This is a genomic window from Pseudomonas syringae (assembly GCF_021606685.1).
GTDB lineage: Bacteria > Pseudomonadota > Gammaproteobacteria > Pseudomonadales > Pseudomonadaceae > Aquipseudomonas > Aquipseudomonas syringae_R.
The window spans coordinates 50,583-66,750 of sequence record NZ_WKCB01000007.1 but is presented as its reverse complement, the minus strand read 5'-3'; the positions used below and the strand labels follow the sequence as shown (position 1 = coordinate 66,750).

The window sequence follows — 16,168 nt, the reverse complement described above, 5'->3', positions numbered from 1 at the left end:
TCTCCTTTTTTTCTTGATGACGACACTTCGCTTCAGCGTTCACTCTTCATCAGAGCTTTTTCATCTGAGCTAAAGAAAAAACCGCACGCCGTTACAGCAGTGCGGTTTTTCCCTAACAGCAAGCGACGACTACAAACTATTACGCCTGGTGGCTAGTAACGTAGTCGATAGCAGCTTGAACAGTAGTGATTTTTTCAGCTTCTTCGTCCGGGATTTCGGTCTCGAATTCCTCTTCCAGAGCCATCACCAGCTCAACGGTGTCAAGGGAATCGGCACCCAGGTCTTCTACGAAGGAAGCAGTGTTGACCACTTCTTCTTCTTTAACGCCCAGTTGCTCGGCGACGATTTTCTTGACGCGCTCTTCGATGGTGCTCATACCTTGTTTAACTCCTAATGGACAAATTCAGGCAGCTGGCCAGTGGGTAAGTGTATAGAAAGCCATTTCAGCTTTTCAACTGAAAGCTTCACCCTGTACCCGGTCGGCCACCTGCCTATAAATTAAGTTGCAGCTTTATAACGGATTTTAGACAGCTCGTATGACATTTTTTTGAAGCGATCCGTCACAATTTAGCTCATGTACATCCCGCCGTTCACCGGGATTGTAGCCCCAGTCACGTATGCCGCACCGTCAGATGCCAGGAAAGTGACCACATTCGCGATCTCTTGAGCCTGGCCCAGACGGCCCAGCGGAATCTGCGTCAGCAAAGCTTCACGCTGTGCTTCCGGCAGTTCGCGGGTCATATCGGTGTCGATGAACCCAGGGGCCACCGAGTTGACCGTAATCGACCGCGAACCGACTTCACGCGCCAGTGCACGGCTGAAACCTTCCAGACCGGCCTTGGCGGAGGCGTAGTTTACTTGGCCTGCGTTGCCCATGGCACCCACTACGGAGCCAATATTGATAATTCGACCCCAACGCGCCTTGGTCATGCCACGCAAAACGCCCTTGGACAGGCGAAACAGACTGTTCAAGTTGGTGTCGACCACGTCGTACCACTCGTCGTCTTTCATGCGCATCATCAGGTTATCGCGGGTGATACCGGCGTTATTCACCAGAATCGCCGGGGCGCCGAACTGAGCAGTGATCTCGGCGAGCACAGCAGCCACCGACTCATCACTGGTAACGTTCAGCTCAAGACCGGTGCCTTGAACGCCGTTTTCCTTGAGAGTGGCGGCGATACGCTCAGCACCCGACGCAGAGGTGGCAGTGCCGATCACAACGGCGCCCTGACGGCCCAGCTCCAGGGCGATGGCCTGGCCAATGCCACGGCTCGCGCCAGTAACCAGTGCAACTTTACCTTGCAGACTCATGCAGGCTTCTCCTAATTCTTCAGGCCAGCGCCGCGCGAGCGGCAGCAAAGGCATCCGGGGTATTGAGGTTAGCGGTCGACACGCCGTCGGCGCAGCGCTTGTTCAGGCCGGCCAGGACTTTGCCCGGGCCGCATTCGACCAGTTCGGTGGCGCCATTGGCCGCCAGGGTCTGGACCGATTCAACCCAGCGTACTGGCTTGTAGAGCTGCTCCAGCAGGTCGCGCTTGAGGGTGTCGAGGTCGGCGGCCACCGCCGCGCTGACGTTCTGCACCAGCGGAATCTGCGGCGCCTGCCAATTGATGGCAGCGATGGACTCGGCAAAGCGTTCGGCCGCCGGGCGCATCAGCTCGCAGTGGGACGGCACGCTTACCGGCAATGGCAGAGCGCGCTTGGCGCCACGGGCCTTGCAGCCTTCGATGGCACGCTCAACCGCTGCCTTGGCACCGGCGATCACCACCTGGCCAGGGGAGTTGAAGTTTACCGCGCTGACCACTTCGCCCTGGGCCGCTTCGGCGCAGGCTTCGATCACCACAGCATCGTCCAGGCCCAGGATAGCGGCCATGCCGCCCTGCCCGGCCGGAACGGCTTCCTGCATCAGTTGACCACGACGCTCGACCAGCTTGACCGCCTCACCGAGGGTCAGGCTGCCCGCTGCAACCAGGGCGCTGTACTCACCCAGGCTGTGACCGGCCACGTAAGCCGGGCGCGCGCCGCCTTCCGCCAGCCACAAGCGCCACAGAGCGATCGAAGCGGTCAGGATGGCCGGCTGGGTTTTATCGGTTTGATTGAGCTGTTCTTCCGGCCCTTGCTGGGTCAGCGCCCACAGGTCGTAACCCAGGGCATCGGAAGCTTCCTTGAAAGTATCCAGGATCAGCGGGTGTTGCGCGCCCAGCTCGGCCAACATGCCGAGGGACTGCGAACCCTGCCCTGGAAAGACGAATGCGAGGGATGTAGACATGTAACAAGCCCCTAATGATCTGGTCGTCGGAAATGGGCGCTCCCGATCTTAAAATGAAGTTGGGAGCGCACGAAACTGACAGATTGGATGGTCAATTGAACTGGCCGGTCACATTTAAGCACTCCCGGGCCGATTCGCCTAAGGCAACAGGTCCTCTAGACGGCCGTGCAAGCGCTGCGGCAGGTTTTCCTGGATCTCGATCACAGCCCGCGCAATCGCACTCTGGAAACCCTCCACGCCCGCTGAACCGTGGCTTTTCACCACAATGCCCTGCAAGCCCAGAAAGCTCGCGCCGTTATGCCGCGCCGGCGCCAGGTCAGCCTGCAACCGACGCATCAACGGCAGCGCCAGGGCACCCACCAGACGAGAGGCCAGGTTTTGCTTGAACAATGCCTCTATACGCGTGGCAATCATGCTCGCCAGGCCTTCACTGGACTTGAGCAGGATATTGCCGACAAACCCGTCACACACCACCACGTCCGCTTCGCCACGGTACAGGCCATCGCCCTCGACAAAACCGATGTAGTTCAGGCCCGGCGCACCTTGCAACAAGGTGGCCGCAAGCTTGACCTGCTGGTTACCCTTGATGTCTTCGGTACCGATATTCAGCAAGGCCACGCGCGGCCGGGCCACGCCCAGCGCCTGCGCGGCTACCGAGCCCATCACGGCGAACTGGAACAGGTGCTCTGCACTGCAATCCACATTCGCGCCCAGGTCCAGCAACTGGCAATAACCTTTCTGCGTCGGAATTGCCGCCACCATCGCCGGCCGGTCGATCCCCGGAAGGGTCTTGAGCACATGCCGCGACAACGCCATCAAGGCCCCGGTATTGCCGGCACTGACACAGGCTTGCACCTTGCCATCACGCAACAACTCAAGGGCCACCCGCATTGAAGAGTCAGGTTTGCCCCGCAAGGCTGCCGCCGGCTTCTCATCCATGCCGATGGTTTCGCTGGCCGGCGTAATCGTCAGGCGCGCGCGATCCACCGCCGGATGGCTGGCAATCAGGTCTTCAAGTTGGGAAGGTTGACCGACAAGGGTCAGGTGCAGCGAGGGCGTAGCGGTCAGGCTGGCAATGCAAGCCTGAACAATGCTGCGGGGACCGAAGTCCCCGCCCATTGCGTCAATCGCGATGACTTGAGCAGACAAGTGATTACTCGTCAGCGCCCTTGTCGATCACTTTACGGCCACGGTATACGCCTTCTGGCGATACGTGGTGACGCAGGTGAATTTCACCGGTGGTTTTTTCTACAGACAGAGTGCTCGCCGTCAGGGCATCGTGCGAACGACGCATGTCACGGGCGGAACGGGATTTTTTGTTCTGCTGAACAGCCATAATTGATTAACTCCTAAACGTTTGGGTCACGCTTTAACTGCGCCAATACACTGAACGGGTTGGACCGCGTTACCTCGTCCTCGCTCGGTTCGGCCTCGTCATCGAGACCCTCCGGCTGCTGGCATTCTTCCGGATGATGAGCAGGCACAATGGGCAAGGCGAGCAAAAGCTCCTCCTCGATCAGTGCATGCAGATCCAATGGATCTTCGCCCAGTTCCAGCACGTCATAACCTTTCGGCAACGACTGGGTATTCGCACCCTCCTTCACCACAGCATAACTGCACTCGCTGTGAATCGGCAGGGTGACCAGCTCAAGACAACGCTGGCAAACCATTTTGACTTCGGTGTCGATAAAGCTGTGAATTACCACAGATTTACGTTCATCTCGTTCAAAAACGAATTTGGCCTGCACCGTACCGACAGTGTCGGAAAGCGGGTCGCAGAGTCTCTCCAAATCGGCCAGCAGCAATTCACCTTGAAGGGAAGTGCCACGATCAGCCAATTTGCGCGGGTCAACGTGAGGTGGAATCGGGTCATTCAACATAGGCGCAGCATTATAGGGATGCACCCAGCCATGTCAAAGGAAATTCAGCCCTGTGCGTCAGCCGGTCACGTCGCTAGAATCGGCGGCTGCCTTGAGGAGACGCCCATGCTGCCTTTATTACTTGCATCCAGCTCGGTTTATCGCCGGGAATTGCTCAGCCGCCTGCACCTGCCATTCACCTGCAGCTCGCCGGATATCGATGAAAGCCATCGCGCGGATGAGCCTGCCATTGAGCTGGTCAAGCGCCTGGCCGAAGAGAAAGCCCGCGCCCTCGCCGCCAGCCACCCCGGGCACCTGATCATCGGCTCAGACCAGGTCGCGGCGCTGGAGGGGCGCATCATCGGCAAGCCGCACACCTTCGAGAATGCCCGCGAGCAGCTGCTGGCAGCCAGCGGCAAGCGCGTCAGCTTCCTCACCGGCCTTGCACTGCTGAACAGCGAGACAGGGCACTGCCAGGTCGACTGCGTGCCTTTCACCGTACATATGCGCGAACTGAGCGCAGACCACATCGAGCGCTACCTCAGGATCGAACAACCTTATGACTGTGCCGGCAGCTTCAAGGCCGAAGGGCTGGGCGTAAGTCTGTTCCAGAGCACCCAAGGGCCGGATGCAACCAGCCTGATAGGCCTGCCGCTGATTCGGCTGGTGGACATGCTGCTGGCCGAAGGCGTGCAAATCCCCTAAGCCCAACACAAAACCAATGTGGGAGGGGGCTTGCTCCCGATTACGGTGGGTCAGCTACAAGTTAGCTGACTGAGCCACCGCCATCGGGAGCAAGCCCCCTCCCACATTTTGAGCTATGCCAGCCTCAGGATCTCAGCGCAAGGTCGGGCCTTGGAAGCCCATGTACAGCGCGAGCTTCTCCGCCACGCTGGCGCCAAGCTTCTTGGAGAAGCGATCAAACGGCGATTCCTGAACGGTGAAATCCACCAGCTCTTTCGCGCCAATCACGTCCCGCGCCACCAGGCTGGCACTGCCCAGGCCATCGATCAGACCCAACGGCAACGCTTGCTCACCCGACCACACCAGGCCAGAGAACAACTCCGGATGGTCTTTATCCTTGAGACGATCCCCACGGCCCTGCTTCACGCTGGCAATGAACTGGCGATGAGTGGTGTCGAGCACGCCCTGCCAGAACTGGGTTTCATCGGCTTTTTGCGGTTGGAACGGGTCGAGGAACGACTTGTGCTCACCCGACGTGTAGGTGCGACGCTCCACACCCAACTTCTCCATGGCGCCGACAAACCCGTAACCGGCCGCCGTCACACCAATAGAACCCACCAGGCTGGCCTTGTCGGCATAGATCTGGTCAGCGGCGCTGGCGATGTAATAGGCACCCGAGGCACCCAGGTCGGAAATCACCGCGTACAACTTGATATCCGGATGCAGGCCACGCAGACGGCGAATCTCGTCATACACATAACCCGACTGCACCGGGCTACCGCCAGGGCTGTTGATGCGCAGGATCACGCCCTTGACCTTGGGGTCTTCAAACGCGGTGCGCAGGCTGCTGACGATATTGTCGGCGCTGGCGGATTCCTTGTCGGCAATCACCCCGCGCACTTCGATCAGCGCGGTGTAGTTGGCACCACGGGTCGCACTTTTCTCCATGTCCATCAGCGGGCTGAACAACACCAGCATGACGATCAGGTAGGTAAAGGTCAGCAGCTTGAAGAATATCCCCCAACGCCGTGCGCGGCGCTGCTCCTGGACACTGGCCAGGAGGGTTTTCTCCAGCAGCTTCCAGCTCTTGTCATCACCGCTTTCAGCCTTTTCGGGCGCTTTCCACTCATCACTCATGCCATTAACCCCAGCAAAGACTTATCAGACCCGGCTGAGCCAGGCCTGCAATTCGGAAAAATGATCAATCGTCAGCCTGGGCTCGTATTGCTGCAAGGCATCGGCAGCCTGGGCACCATAGCTGACCGCCACGCTGTCCATGCCCGCATTGCGCGCCATCATCAGGTCGAAGGAAGCATCGCCCACCATCAAGGCCTGGCGTGGCGACACACCGCAATGCGCCAGGATCTGCTCCAGCATCAGAGGGTGGGGCTTGCTGGCAGTTTCATCGGCAGCGCGGGTGATATCGAAAAAATCTTCGAAGCCATGAGCCTTGAGTACCCGGTCCAGCCCGCGACGGGCCTTGCCGGTGGCGACGGCGAGGTGATAGCCCTCGGCACGAAAGGCTTCCAGCGACTGCAGCACGCCATCGAATAAAGGCGAAGGCGTGGCTTCCAGGGCGATGTAGTGGTCGGCGTAGTGGTCGCGGAACGAAACCAGCTCAGCGTCGCTGATCTCCGGATACAAGGTGCGAATCGCCTCAGGCAAACCCAGGCCGATAATGCCCTTGACCGCGAAATCGGAGCACAGCTCAAAGCCCGAACGCGTCGACGCCGCGTGCATCGACTCAACGATCCGGCCAATGGAATTGGCCAGGGTGCCGTCCCAATCGAAAATCAGCAGCTTGTAATCAAGGTGCGACACTCAAACGCTCCACGGTCTTGGCCCACATTTCATCCACCGGCGCCTGCAGCTTCAGCTCGCCACCGTCGGGCAGCGGCACAGTCAGCATATAGGCGTGCAGGAACAGGCGCTTGCCGCCCAGGTCGCGGATCTCTTTGGAGAAATCCTCGTCGCCGTACTTGGTGTCACCGGCGATGCAATGGCCCGCGTGCAGGGTGTGTACGCGAATCTGGTGGGTGCGTCCGGTCACCGGCTTGGCCTCGACCATGGTGGCGAAATCGCCGAAGCGGCGCAGCACCTTGAACAGGGTCAGCGCCTCTTTGCCCTCCTCGTCCACTTCGACCATGCGTTCGCCGGAGCGCAGGTTGCTCTTCTGCAACGGCGCGCGGACGCTTTTGATCGAGCTGGCCCAGTTGCCACGCACCAGCGCCATATAGCGCTTGTCCACGCCATCACCCCGCAGGGCAGTGTGAAGGTGGCGCAACATGCTGCGTTTCTTGGCGATCATCAGCAGGCCGGAGGTGTCGCGGTCCAGGCGGTGGACCAACTCCAACTCTTTGCAATCCGGGCGCAACTGACGAAAGGCTTCGATTACACCGAAATTAAGCCCGCTGCCGCCGTGGACGGCAATGCCGCACGGCTTGTTGATCACGATCAGTTTGTTGTCTTCGAACACAATCGAGGCTTCGAGGCGCTGCAGCAGGCCCTGGGCGAGCGGCACGGGTTCGTCGCGCTCAGGCACACGCACCGGCGGCACGCGGACGATATCGCCCGCCTGCAGCTTGTACTCGGGCTTGATCCGGCCCTTATTCACCCGCACTTCGCCTTTACGCAAGATGCGGTAAATCAAGGTCTTGGGCACGCCTTTGAGCCTGGCCAGGAGAAAATTGTCGATGCGTTGGCCGGCATATTCCGGCGAGACCTCGAGCAGCTGGACGCTGGGGGTCTGGGGGGCGGTAGTCGTCATGGCGGCGATGATAACAATTTTTTATGGAATTGAAGCACTTAATCATTGCTGCTATAGTCGCGAACGCCGCCAAAAGCGGCCTGGACAGAGGACTTGCGGCAAACTGCCGGCCCTGACCATCGCAATTCATCAGGACGCGAGGCCGTCCTACGGGGCTTTCGCCACCTTGGAAGGCTCAGGATTGTAACAAGCGCAGGTGACATGAGGCCTGAAGCGAGTGCAGAAAGCAGAGTGAATACTCGCGTTCTGCGCCGATATTTACGGCCAGTTCACAAAGTGCAGTCAGTCTTGAGCCAGACCATGGCGAATGCTTCGGAAACAACGCCTGTTAAGAGCTGAGTGCGAGCGCAATCGCCCACACCTAGTCTTGTTTAGCCATGAGCGTGGACTCCCCATTGGAGCACACGGTAAATGCCAACCCGCTGCGGATTCTGCGCGCGGCAGCACCCGAATTATCAGGGATACGTGTAGGGTGGAGATGCACAACCGTCGGACTGTGTAGCACTAGGCTTATATTTAGACGCTTCATCTCGTCCACAGTCGCCGGTTGATTCCTCCTCCTGACCTTAGCTTTTGTTGAAGTGGTGCCTTTGTCACCACCGCTAACAAGCAGGACGCGTCCGTCGCGATACCGGCCCACATTGGCGGGTTTTGCTGGACACTGGAGTGGCCAACCACTCTTGACGCACCTGACACCGACCGTGAGAAGTCGTGTGTGCCGAACGCCGTTTCCGGCAGCCCGGAAACCGACGGTACAACATGAAAAGAATGCTGATTAACGCAACTCAACCCGAAGAGTTGCGTGTTGCACTGGTAGATGGCCAACGCCTCTACGACCTGGACATCGAATCCGGTGCACGCGAGCAAAAGAAGGCCAACATCTACAAAGGCCGTATTACTCGCATCGAACCAAGCCTTGAGGCTGCCTTTGTCGATTTCGGCTCCGAGCGCCACGGCTTCCTGCCCCTCAAAGAAATCTCGCGCGAATACTTCAAGAAAGCCCCTGAAGGCCGCGTGAACATCAAGGACGTCCTGAGCGAAGGCCAGGAAGTCATCGTTCAGGTCGAAAAAGAAGAACGTGGCAACAAGGGCGCCGCCCTGACCACCTTCATCAGCCTGGCCGGTCGTTATCTGGTCCTGATGCCGAACAACCCACGTGCAGGCGGCATTTCCCGTCGCATCGAAGGCGAAGAGCGCAACGAACTGCGTGAAGCGCTGAACGGCCTGATCGCACCGGCCGACATGGGCCTGATCGTGCGCACTGCCGGCCTGGGCCGCAGCAGCGAAGAAATGCAGTGGGACCTCGACTACCTGCTGCAACTCTGGACCGCCATCAAAGAAGCCTCGCTGGACCGCTCCGCGCCATTCCTGATCTACCAGGAAAGCAACGTGATCATCCGCGCCATCCGCGATTACCTGCGCCAGGACATCGGCGAAGTGCTGATCGACAGCGTTGAAGCCCAGGACGAAGCCCTGACCTTCATCCGCCAGGTGATGCCGCAGTACGCCAGCAAGATCAAGCTGTACGAAGACAGCGTGCCGCTGTTCAACCGTTTCCAGATCGAAAGCCAGATCGAGACCGCTTTCCAGCGCGTGGTCGAACTGCCTTCCGGCGGCTCCATCGTGATCGACCCGACCGAAGCCCTGGTGTCCATCGACATCAACTCGGCGCGCGCCACTAAAGGCAGCGACATCGAAGAAACCGCCCTGCAGACCAACCTGGAAGCGGCTGAAGAAATCGCCCGCCAACTGCGCCTGCGTGATATCGGCGGCCTGATCGTGATCGACTTCATCGACATGACCCCCGCCAAGAACCAGCGCGCCGTGGAAGAAAAAGTCCGCGAATGCCTGGAAGCTGACCGTGCTCGCGTACAGGTCGGCCGCATCTCGCGCTTCGGCCTGCTGGAAATGTCCCGTCAGCGCCTGCGTCCGTCCCTGGGCGAAAGCAGCGGCATCGTCTGCCCGCGTTGCAACGGCACCGGCATCATCCGTGACGTTGAATCGCTGTCCCTGGCGATCCTGCGCCTGATCGAAGAAGAAGCCCTGAAAGACCGCACCGCCGAAGTCCGCGCGCAAGTGCCGATCCCGGTTGCAGCTTTCCTGCTCAACGAAAAACGCAACTCGATCACCAAGATCGAACTGCGCACCCGTGCCCGTATCGTGATCTTGCCGAACGATCACCTCGAAACCCCGCACTTCGAAGTGCAGCGCCTGCGTGACGACAGCCCGGAAGCCCACAGCGGCCAGTCCAGCTACGAAATCGCCGCTGCCGCTGCCGAAGTGGAAGAAGTCCAGCCGGCCGCCGCGACCCGCACCCTGGTTCGCCAGGAAGCCGCCGTGAAGACCGCACCAGCGCGTGCCAACGCACCGGTGCCGACTGAAGTGGCTGCCCCGGCTGCCGCACCGGCCGCCCTGCCTGAACCAAGCCTGTTCAAAGGCCTGGTGAAGTCGCTGGTCAGCCTGTTCGCTACCAAAGAAGAGCCAGCCGCTCCGGTCGTGGTTGAAAAACCTGCCACCGAGCGCCCGGCGCGCAACGAAGAGCGTCGCAACGGTCGTCAGCAGAGCCGTAACCGCAACGGTCGCCGTGACGAAGAGCGCAAGCCTCGCGAAGAACGTGCACCGCGTGAAGAACGCGCACCACGTGAAGAGCGTGCGCCTCGCGAAGCCCGTGAAGAAACCCCGACCGTAGCCCGTGAGGAACGTGCACCGCGCGAAGAGCGCGCACCACGCACCCCACGTGCTCCGCGTGAAGATCGCAAGCCACGTGGCGAGCGTGAAGAGCGCGTGCGTGAACTGCGCGAGCCGCTGGACGCAACGCCTGCCGTTGCTGCCGAAGCCTCCACCGAAGAACGCCCGGCGCGCCAGCCGCGTGAAGAGCGTGCACCCCGTGAAGAGCGCCAGCCGCGCGCACCGCGTGAAGAACGTCAACCACGCGCCGAGCAAGCCGCAGCTGCCAGCGAAGAAGAAGTACTGACCGGCGAAGAGCTGCAGGAAGATGGCCAGGACAACGCCGAAGGCGATCGTCCACGCCGCCGCTCCCGTGGCCAGCGTCGTCGCAGCAACCGTCGTGAGCGTCAGCGTGACGCCAACGGCAACGTAATCGAAGGCTCTGAAGAAGCCGGCGAGAACGCAGAAGCCGCTACCAGCGAACCGACTGGCGCCGACCTGGCTGCCGGCCTGGCCGTCACCGCTGCCGTTGCCAGCACGGTCATCAGCGCCCCCGCTGAAGCCCAGGCTCACGAGCAGGCTGAACGTGCTACCGCTGCTGTCGAAGAAACCGCTGCTGTAGAAGCGCCAGTCGCCGAGACGCCAGTAGTAGAAGCGCCAGCCGCTGAAGCCGCTGTCGTGGAAGCGCCGGTTGTTGAAGCCGCCGTGGTCGAAGCCCCAGTGGTCGAAGCGACTACCCCAATCGAAGCGCCAGCCGCTCCGGAAGTGGAAGTTGCCCCGGCTCAAGAAGCCCAGCCAGAAGTGGAAGTGGCCGCTGTCGAGCCTGCACCGGTCATCGAGCCTCAGCCAGTGGTTGAAGCCATCGTTGAAGCGCCAGTTGTCGAAGCTGCCCCGCAAGTGCGTGAAGTTCGCGAAGAACAAACCGCCTTCCAGTGGTCTGCCGAGCCAGCCGCACCGGTTGAAGCGCCTGCACCTGCCCCTGTGGTAGAAGAAGCGCCAGCACCGGTTGTCGAAGCCGTGGTTGCCGAGCCAACCCCAGTGGTTGAGCCAACACCGGTAGTTGAGGCCGCGCCAGTGGTTGAAGCGCCAGTGGTTGCCGAAGTCGCCGCCCCGGTGGTTGAAGCCGCACCGGCCAGCGCCCTGACCGAAAACGGCCGTGCGCCGAACGACCCACGTGAAGTGCGTCGTCGCCGCAAGGAAGCTGAGGCGGCCGCGGCTGCTGCAGCGGCTCAGGAAACAGAGCACGAGAGCAAACCTCTCGCCTGATTCCACCCGCGACTAAAAAGCCCCGCCTGATCACTCAGGCGGGGCTTTTTTTTGCAGTCTTGCCGGTGAAATGCCATTCAATGTGGGAGCGGGCTTGCTCGCGAACGCGGTGGGTCAGTCAATGTTTTGGGTGACTGGCGCACCGCATTCGCGAGCAAGCCGGCACTCACCGTCAAAGAGGTTTAAAGTCCAGCCGCTGAGGCAGATCGACATCCCACAACACCCCAGGATCGTTCACCTGCACCTCATGCACGGTCGCACGGGCGAATAGCGGCTTCGCGCCACGGTCCCCGCTCAACGCCATCAAGCCAGGCCCGAACTCACGGCCAAACGCCACAGGGTGGCCGTATTCACCCGCCTGCACTGGCACGCTGATGCTGCCCTCGTCCAGCGCGTCGATCACCTGTTCGATGCTCGACGACTGAATAAACGGCATATCCCCCAGCACCACCAGCCAGCCATCCGCCTCACCACTGGCAGCGACTACCGCTGCCAAGCTGTCGCCCATGCCGCCTGAGCGCAACAGCAAAACCTCGCAACCATAAGCCCCGGCCAAGCGAATAACGTCCGTACGCTCCGGCGTGGTCACGACCCAGCGATTCACCACCGTCGCCGGCAAATTCACCAGCACGTGCTCGATCACCGGGCGTGTCACGCCATCGCGGCCGACGCAATCAGCCAGCAACTTATCCTGACCCGCACCGGCCTGGGCACGAAAACGACTGCCCTGCCCCGCCGCCAGCACGATGGCCGTGATGTTCACTGCGCCACCACCGGCAGCGGCTTTTTCTGCAGCGGGGCCACGCCATTCTTGATCGCGACGATTTCGGCCATCAACGACAAGGCAATTTCCGCCGGCGTATGGCTGCCGATATGCAGACCAATCGGCCCATGCAAACGTGCAATGGCTTCGCCGGACAACCCCAGGGCCGCCAGGTCTTGCCGGCGTTTCTGGCTATTGACCCGCGACCCCAGCGCGCCAATGTAGAACGCACTGGAGTTCAACGCCGTCAGCAACGCCATATCGTCCAGACGCGGGTCATGGGTCAGGCAAACAATGGCGGTGCGCTCGTCGGTCTGGATATTCAACACCGCCTCATCCGGCATGCCCGGCACGAAGCGACCATGCTGCTCCTCCCAGCCGTAGACGAACTCCTCACGCGGGTCGCAGATCAGCACTTCGAAATCCAGCAACCGCGCCATTTCCGCGACATAGCGCGACAGCTGCCCCGCGCCGATCAACAGCAGGCGCCAGCGCGGGCCGTAGATGGCGCGCAGACGCTCACCGTCGAAGGTCACCACATCGGTCTTGCTGGCACTGCTCAGCGTCACCTGACCGGTGGCCAGGTCCAGCTCCCGCGCGACAACCTGATGGTCCTCACAACGTGCGAGCAGTTGCGACACCCATTCCCAGTCGTCCACATGCTCTTGGGTCAGGCGCAACGTGCCGCCGCACGGCAGGCCGAACCGCGCCGCCTCATCGCGCGTAACACCGTAGGTCACCAGTTGCACCGTGGGGCCGTCGGCGGCCAGGCGGCCGTCCTGCAGGCGCGCGATCAAATCGTCCTCGATGCAGCCGCCCGACACCGAGCCGATCACCACACCATCGCCACGCAGCGCCAACATCGCGCCCGGCGGACGCGGCGCGCTGCCCCAGGTCTGCACCACGCTGTACAACACCACTTGCTGCCCGGCGCGGCGCCATTCAAGCACGCTGCGCAGGACATTCAGATCCACACTGTCCATCAAGCCTCCCGCCAGCGTTATTGATGAAGTATTAACTGACTGTAAAACAAAAAGTTCCAAAACGGCCGGGCTGAAATGCAAACGCCCCGAACAAGTCGGGGCGTTTGTGGATCGCTTGGGCGTCAGTTCACGCCAGCAGCCTTTACTTCAGAGTCGCAGGAGCAGGGCCTTCGGCCACACCCAGGTCATCTTCAGGGCGGGTTTCCGAGATACCGGTACCGCCGGACGCCAGCTCGCTTTGCAGCTTGTCGGTGTCCAGTTCCTTGACCCACTTGGCCACAACGATGGTGGCAACGGCGTTACCAACCAGATTGGTCAGTGCGCGGGCTTCGGACATGAAGCGGTCGATACCCAGGATCAGCGCCAGACCGGCAACCGGCAGGTGGCCAACGGCCGAGAGGGTTGCAGCCAGAACGATGAAGCCCGAACCGGTCACGCCCGCAGCGCCTTTGGAGGACAGCAGCAGCACCAGCAGCAGGGTGATCTGGTGGGTGATGTCCATGTGGGTGTCAGTCGCTTGAGCGATGAACACGGCCGCCATGGTCAGGTAGATCGAGGTACCGTCGAGGTTGAACGAGTAGCCGGTTGGGATCACCAGGCCTACTACGGATTTTTTCGCGCCCAGACGCTCCATCTTGATCAGCATGCGTGGCAATGCGGATTCGGAGGAGGAAGTACCCAGAACGATCAGCAGCTCTTCACGGATGTAGCGAATCAGTTTGATCACGCTGAAACCGTGAGCGCGGCAGATACCGCCCAGAACCACCAGCACGAACAGGATGCAGGTGATGTAGAAGCAGATCATCAGCTGACCCAGCTGCACCAGCGAACCCACACCGTAGGCACCGATGGTGAACGCCATGGCGCCCAGGGCACCGATTGGCGCGAGCTTCATGATCATGTTGATGATGTTGAACATCACGTGGGCGAAGCGATCGATGAAGTCCAGCACCGGCTTGCCGTAGGCACCCAGGCGATGCAGGGCAAAACCGAAGATCACCGAGAACATCAACACTTGCAGGATGTCACCGTTGGCGAACGCACCGACGATGGTGTTCGGGATCACGTTGAGGATAAAGCCGACGATGCTCTGGTCTTTACCGGCAGTGACGTAGGCCGCTACTTTGGAAGCGTCCAGGGTCGCGACGTCGATGTGCATGCCGGCGCCCGGTTGCACAACGTTCACCACGATCAGGCCGATCAGCAAGGCGACGGTGGAAACGATTTCGAAGTACAGCAGCGCGTAGCCGCCGGTTTTGCCGACCGATTTCATGCTTTGCATGCCAGCGATGCCGCTGACAACGGTGCAGAAGATGATCGGGGCAATGACCATTTTGATCAGCTTGATGAAGCCGTCACCCAGTGGCTTGAGGGCCACACCGGTCTGCGGGTAGAAGTGGCCGAGCAAAATACCGATAACGATTGCAACGATCACCTGGAAATACAGGGATTTGTAGATTGGCTGACGAGTCGTCATTGCAAAGTTCCTCAATCGTCCCGTGTGGCAAATATCCGCCATTGCCCACGACACTTGAATTGCGAACCCTCCTGCACTGGAGGGATTTGTTGTTTGCGAGACCTGTTCGACCAGACCTGCGCTGCCGTATGTATCGCAAAGGGCGTGCCACTTTGCTGAAAACTCGTGCAAGCCTTTACCCATAGGGGCTGGGGTTTGTCAGCCGACATTCACGGCAGTCAAATAGGTGGCGGATTTCCGCCCACTCACCCAATCCCGTCCTACAATTTGGCGGATATCCGCCTTGTCGCTCTCCCGCAGGGGTGGCTACCATCCGCCACTCCACGGACGAGGCCATCGCATGCGTGAACGTACCATCGCCAGTCACTATGCCCGAGCAGCCCTGGGCGGTGCGCGTCGAGCCGGTTACGACTACTCGGGCCTGCTTTTGCAGGTGGGCATCGCCCCGCCCTTGCTGAACGAGCCCCGCGCCCGTATCGCGCCGGAGCAATTTACCCGGTTGCTGCAAATGCTCTGGCAGGCACTGGACGATGAGTACCTGGGTTTCGCCGACGGCCCCAGCAAACCCGGGACCTTCGCCATGATGTGCCACGCGCTGATCCACTGCCGCACCCTGGAGAAGGCTCTGGAACGCGGCTTATTGTTTTATAGCCTATTCCCGCAAGGCCCGCGCTGGCAGCTGACACGAGAAGGCGATATGGCCCGCCTGAGCCTGGATGACTCCCCGCTGTGGGACCCGGATCACTTCCTCAGCGAATGCCTGCTGGTGATCTGGCACCGCCTGGGCAGTTGGCTGATCGGCCGGCGTATTCGCCTGCATCAGGCCACCTTCAGCTACCCGGCGCCGGCCCACGCCCGCGAATATGACCTGTTGTTTCCCTGCCCCCAGGTATTCGGTGCACCGAACAGCAGCCTGGTCTTTCCCTGCCGCTACCTGGAACTGCCGCTGTTGCAGGACGAGCGCACCCTCAAGCATTTCCTGCAACGCTCCCCGGCCGATCTGTTGTCGCGCCCGGATGAAGGCGACAGCCTGAGCAGCCAGTTACGCCGCCTGCTGAGCCGCGACCGCACGCCCTGGCCAGACCTGGAGGCGGTGGCCCAGCACCTGCACATCAGCCCGCAAACCCTGCGCCGGCATCTGCGCGAAGAAGGCACCAGCTTTCAGGCACTCAAGGACGAGCTGCGGCGGGACATCGCCATCTATCACCTCGGGCGGGCGGATTTGTCGTTGCAGGCGATCGCCGAGCAGTTGGGGTTTTCCGAACCTTCGGCGTTTCATCGGGCGTTCAAGAAGTGGACGGGGTTGACGCCGGGGGCTTACCGGGCACAGGAGGGTTAGAGGTGTGGTGTTTGGGAGGGCCTCATCGGGAGCAAGCCCCCTCCCACACTTGACTGGGTTCACAGCACTGGACTTGTGAATACAGTCCAGTGTG

Annotated in this window: 15 protein-coding genes; 3 read left to right on the top strand and 12 right to left on the bottom strand. The window is 60.7% G+C overall.

The window, feature by feature from the left end; translation table 11 throughout:
* Positions 1–139: 139 nt before the first annotated feature.
* The 6 genes from acpP to GIW02_RS04740 all read right to left on the bottom strand — a co-directional run bounded on the left by acpP (position 140) and on the right by GIW02_RS04740 (position 4,149).
* Positions 140–376: an acyl carrier protein gene (gene acpP, locus GIW02_RS04765; RefSeq protein WP_003175607.1), complete on the bottom strand. Its 237-nt coding sequence runs from the start codon at positions 374–376 to the stop codon at positions 140–142.
* 191 nt (positions 377–567) lie between these two features.
* The gene (gene fabG, locus GIW02_RS04760; RefSeq protein WP_005790544.1) at positions 568–1,311 is read right to left on the bottom strand and encodes a 3-oxoacyl-ACP reductase FabG; all 744 of its coding nucleotides are present in this window, start codon (positions 1,309–1,311) and stop codon (positions 568–570) included.
* A gap of 19 nt (positions 1,312–1,330) precedes the next feature.
* Entirely contained in the window at positions 1,331–2,269 is a 939-nt protein-coding gene (gene fabD / locus GIW02_RS04755; protein ID WP_236411830.1) for an ACP S-malonyltransferase, read from the bottom strand.
* 138 nt (positions 2,270–2,407) lie between these two features.
* Positions 2,408–3,418: a phosphate acyltransferase PlsX gene (plsX, locus tag GIW02_RS04750; RefSeq protein WP_236411831.1), complete on the bottom strand. Its 1,011-nt coding sequence runs from the start codon at positions 3,416–3,418 to the stop codon at positions 2,408–2,410.
* A 4-nt stretch (positions 3,419–3,422) separates the two neighbouring features.
* Positions 3,423–3,605 (bottom strand): 50S ribosomal protein L32, encoded by a 183-nt coding sequence (gene rpmF / locus GIW02_RS04745; protein WP_008152339.1) that lies wholly within the window; start codon positions 3,603–3,605, stop codon positions 3,423–3,425.
* 13 nt (positions 3,606–3,618) lie between these two features.
* The gene (locus GIW02_RS04740; RefSeq protein WP_032886799.1) at positions 3,619–4,149 is read right to left on the bottom strand and encodes a YceD family protein; all 531 of its coding nucleotides are present in this window, start codon (positions 4,147–4,149) and stop codon (positions 3,619–3,621) included.
* Positions 4,150–4,254: 105 nt separating this feature from the next.
* On the opposite strand from GIW02_RS04740, the gene GIW02_RS04735 reads away from it, so the two are divergent.
* Positions 4,255–4,833, top strand: a complete 579-nt coding sequence (locus tag GIW02_RS04735) for a Maf family protein (protein ID WP_236411832.1) — start codon at positions 4,255–4,257, stop codon at positions 4,831–4,833.
* 132 nt (positions 4,834–4,965) lie between these two features.
* Here the strand turns inward: GIW02_RS04735 and GIW02_RS04730 are convergent, their stop codons facing one another.
* From GIW02_RS04730 to rluC, 3 genes are read right to left on the bottom strand one after another with little or no spacing between them, the layout of a single operon-like run.
* Positions 4,966–5,949: a S49 family peptidase gene (locus GIW02_RS04730; RefSeq protein ID WP_236411833.1), complete on the bottom strand. Its 984-nt coding sequence runs from the start codon at positions 5,947–5,949 to the stop codon at positions 4,966–4,968.
* A gap of 24 nt (positions 5,950–5,973) precedes the next feature.
* On the bottom strand, positions 5,974–6,633 hold the full coding sequence (locus GIW02_RS04725; protein ID WP_236421786.1) for an HAD-IA family hydrolase: 660 nt from the start codon (positions 6,631–6,633) through the stop codon (positions 5,974–5,976).
* On the bottom strand, positions 6,620–7,579 hold the full coding sequence (rluC, locus tag GIW02_RS04720; protein WP_065939065.1) for a 23S rRNA pseudouridine(955/2504/2580) synthase RluC: 960 nt from the start codon (positions 7,577–7,579) through the stop codon (positions 6,620–6,622). The genes GIW02_RS04725 and rluC overlap by 14 nt, the downstream gene beginning before the upstream one ends.
* A 768-nt stretch (positions 7,580–8,347) precedes the next feature.
* Here rluC and rne point away from each other — a divergent pair.
* A complete protein-coding gene (gene rne / locus GIW02_RS04715) occupies positions 8,348–11,512 on the top strand; it encodes a ribonuclease E (RefSeq protein WP_236413984.1) in 3,165 nt (1,054 codons plus the stop codon).
* A 172-nt stretch (positions 11,513–11,684) separates the two neighbouring features.
* On the opposite strand, the gene GIW02_RS04710 is transcribed toward rne, so the two are convergent.
* From GIW02_RS04710 to GIW02_RS04700, 3 genes are all read right to left on the bottom strand, one after another.
* Entirely contained in the window at positions 11,685–12,275 is a 591-nt protein-coding gene (locus tag GIW02_RS04710) for a nucleotidyltransferase family protein (protein ID WP_236413982.1), read from the bottom strand.
* Positions 12,272–13,258, bottom strand: a complete 987-nt coding sequence (locus GIW02_RS04705) for an XdhC family protein (protein WP_236413980.1) — start codon at positions 13,256–13,258, stop codon at positions 12,272–12,274. Before GIW02_RS04705 ends, GIW02_RS04710 begins: the two co-directional genes overlap by 4 nt.
* A gap of 142 nt (positions 13,259–13,400) precedes the next feature.
* A complete protein-coding gene (locus GIW02_RS04700) occupies positions 13,401–14,735 on the bottom strand; it encodes a dicarboxylate/amino acid:cation symporter (protein ID WP_236413978.1) in 1,335 nt (444 codons plus the stop codon).
* A gap of 340 nt (positions 14,736–15,075) precedes the next feature.
* Between GIW02_RS04700 and GIW02_RS04695 the strand changes: the two genes are divergently transcribed.
* A complete protein-coding gene (locus tag GIW02_RS04695; protein ID WP_236413976.1) occupies positions 15,076–16,074 on the top strand; it encodes an AraC family transcriptional regulator in 999 nt (332 codons plus the stop codon).
* Positions 16,075–16,168: the final 94 nt, after the last annotated feature.

Coding starts and splice junctions, on each gene's coding strand:
- acpP (WP_003175607.1), bottom strand. CDS start 376: ATGAGCACCATCGAAGAGCGCGTCAAGAAAATCGTCGCCGAGCAACTG.
- GIW02_RS04705 (WP_236413980.1), bottom strand. CDS start 13,258: ATGGACAGTGTGGATCTGAATGTCCTGCGCAGCGTGCTTGAATGGCGC.
- fabG (WP_005790544.1), bottom strand. CDS start 1,311: ATGAGTCTGCAAGGTAAAGTTGCACTGGTTACTGGCGCGAGCCGTGGC.
- rne (WP_236413984.1), top strand. CDS start 8,348: ATGCTGATTAACGCAACTCAACCCGAAGAGTTGCGTGTTGCACTGGTA.
- GIW02_RS04740 (WP_032886799.1), bottom strand. CDS start 4,149: ATGTTGAATGACCCGATTCCACCTCACGTTGACCCGCGCAAATTGGCT.
- rpmF (WP_008152339.1), bottom strand. CDS start 3,605: ATGGCTGTTCAGCAGAACAAAAAATCCCGTTCCGCCCGTGACATGCGT.
- GIW02_RS04695 (WP_236413976.1), top strand. CDS start 15,076: ATGCGTGAACGTACCATCGCCAGTCACTATGCCCGAGCAGCCCTGGGC.
- GIW02_RS04700 (WP_236413978.1), bottom strand. CDS start 14,735: ATGACGACTCGTCAGCCAATCTACAAATCCCTGTATTTCCAGGTGATC.
- GIW02_RS04730 (WP_236411833.1), bottom strand. CDS start 5,949: ATGAGTGATGAGTGGAAAGCGCCCGAAAAGGCTGAAAGCGGTGATGAC.
- GIW02_RS04735 (WP_236411832.1), top strand. CDS start 4,255: ATGCTGCCTTTATTACTTGCATCCAGCTCGGTTTATCGCCGGGAATTG.
- fabD (WP_236411830.1), bottom strand. CDS start 2,269: ATGTCTACATCCCTCGCATTCGTCTTTCCAGGGCAGGGTTCGCAGTCC.
- rluC (WP_065939065.1), bottom strand. CDS start 7,579: ATGACGACTACCGCCCCCCAGACCCCCAGCGTCCAGCTGCTCGAGGTC.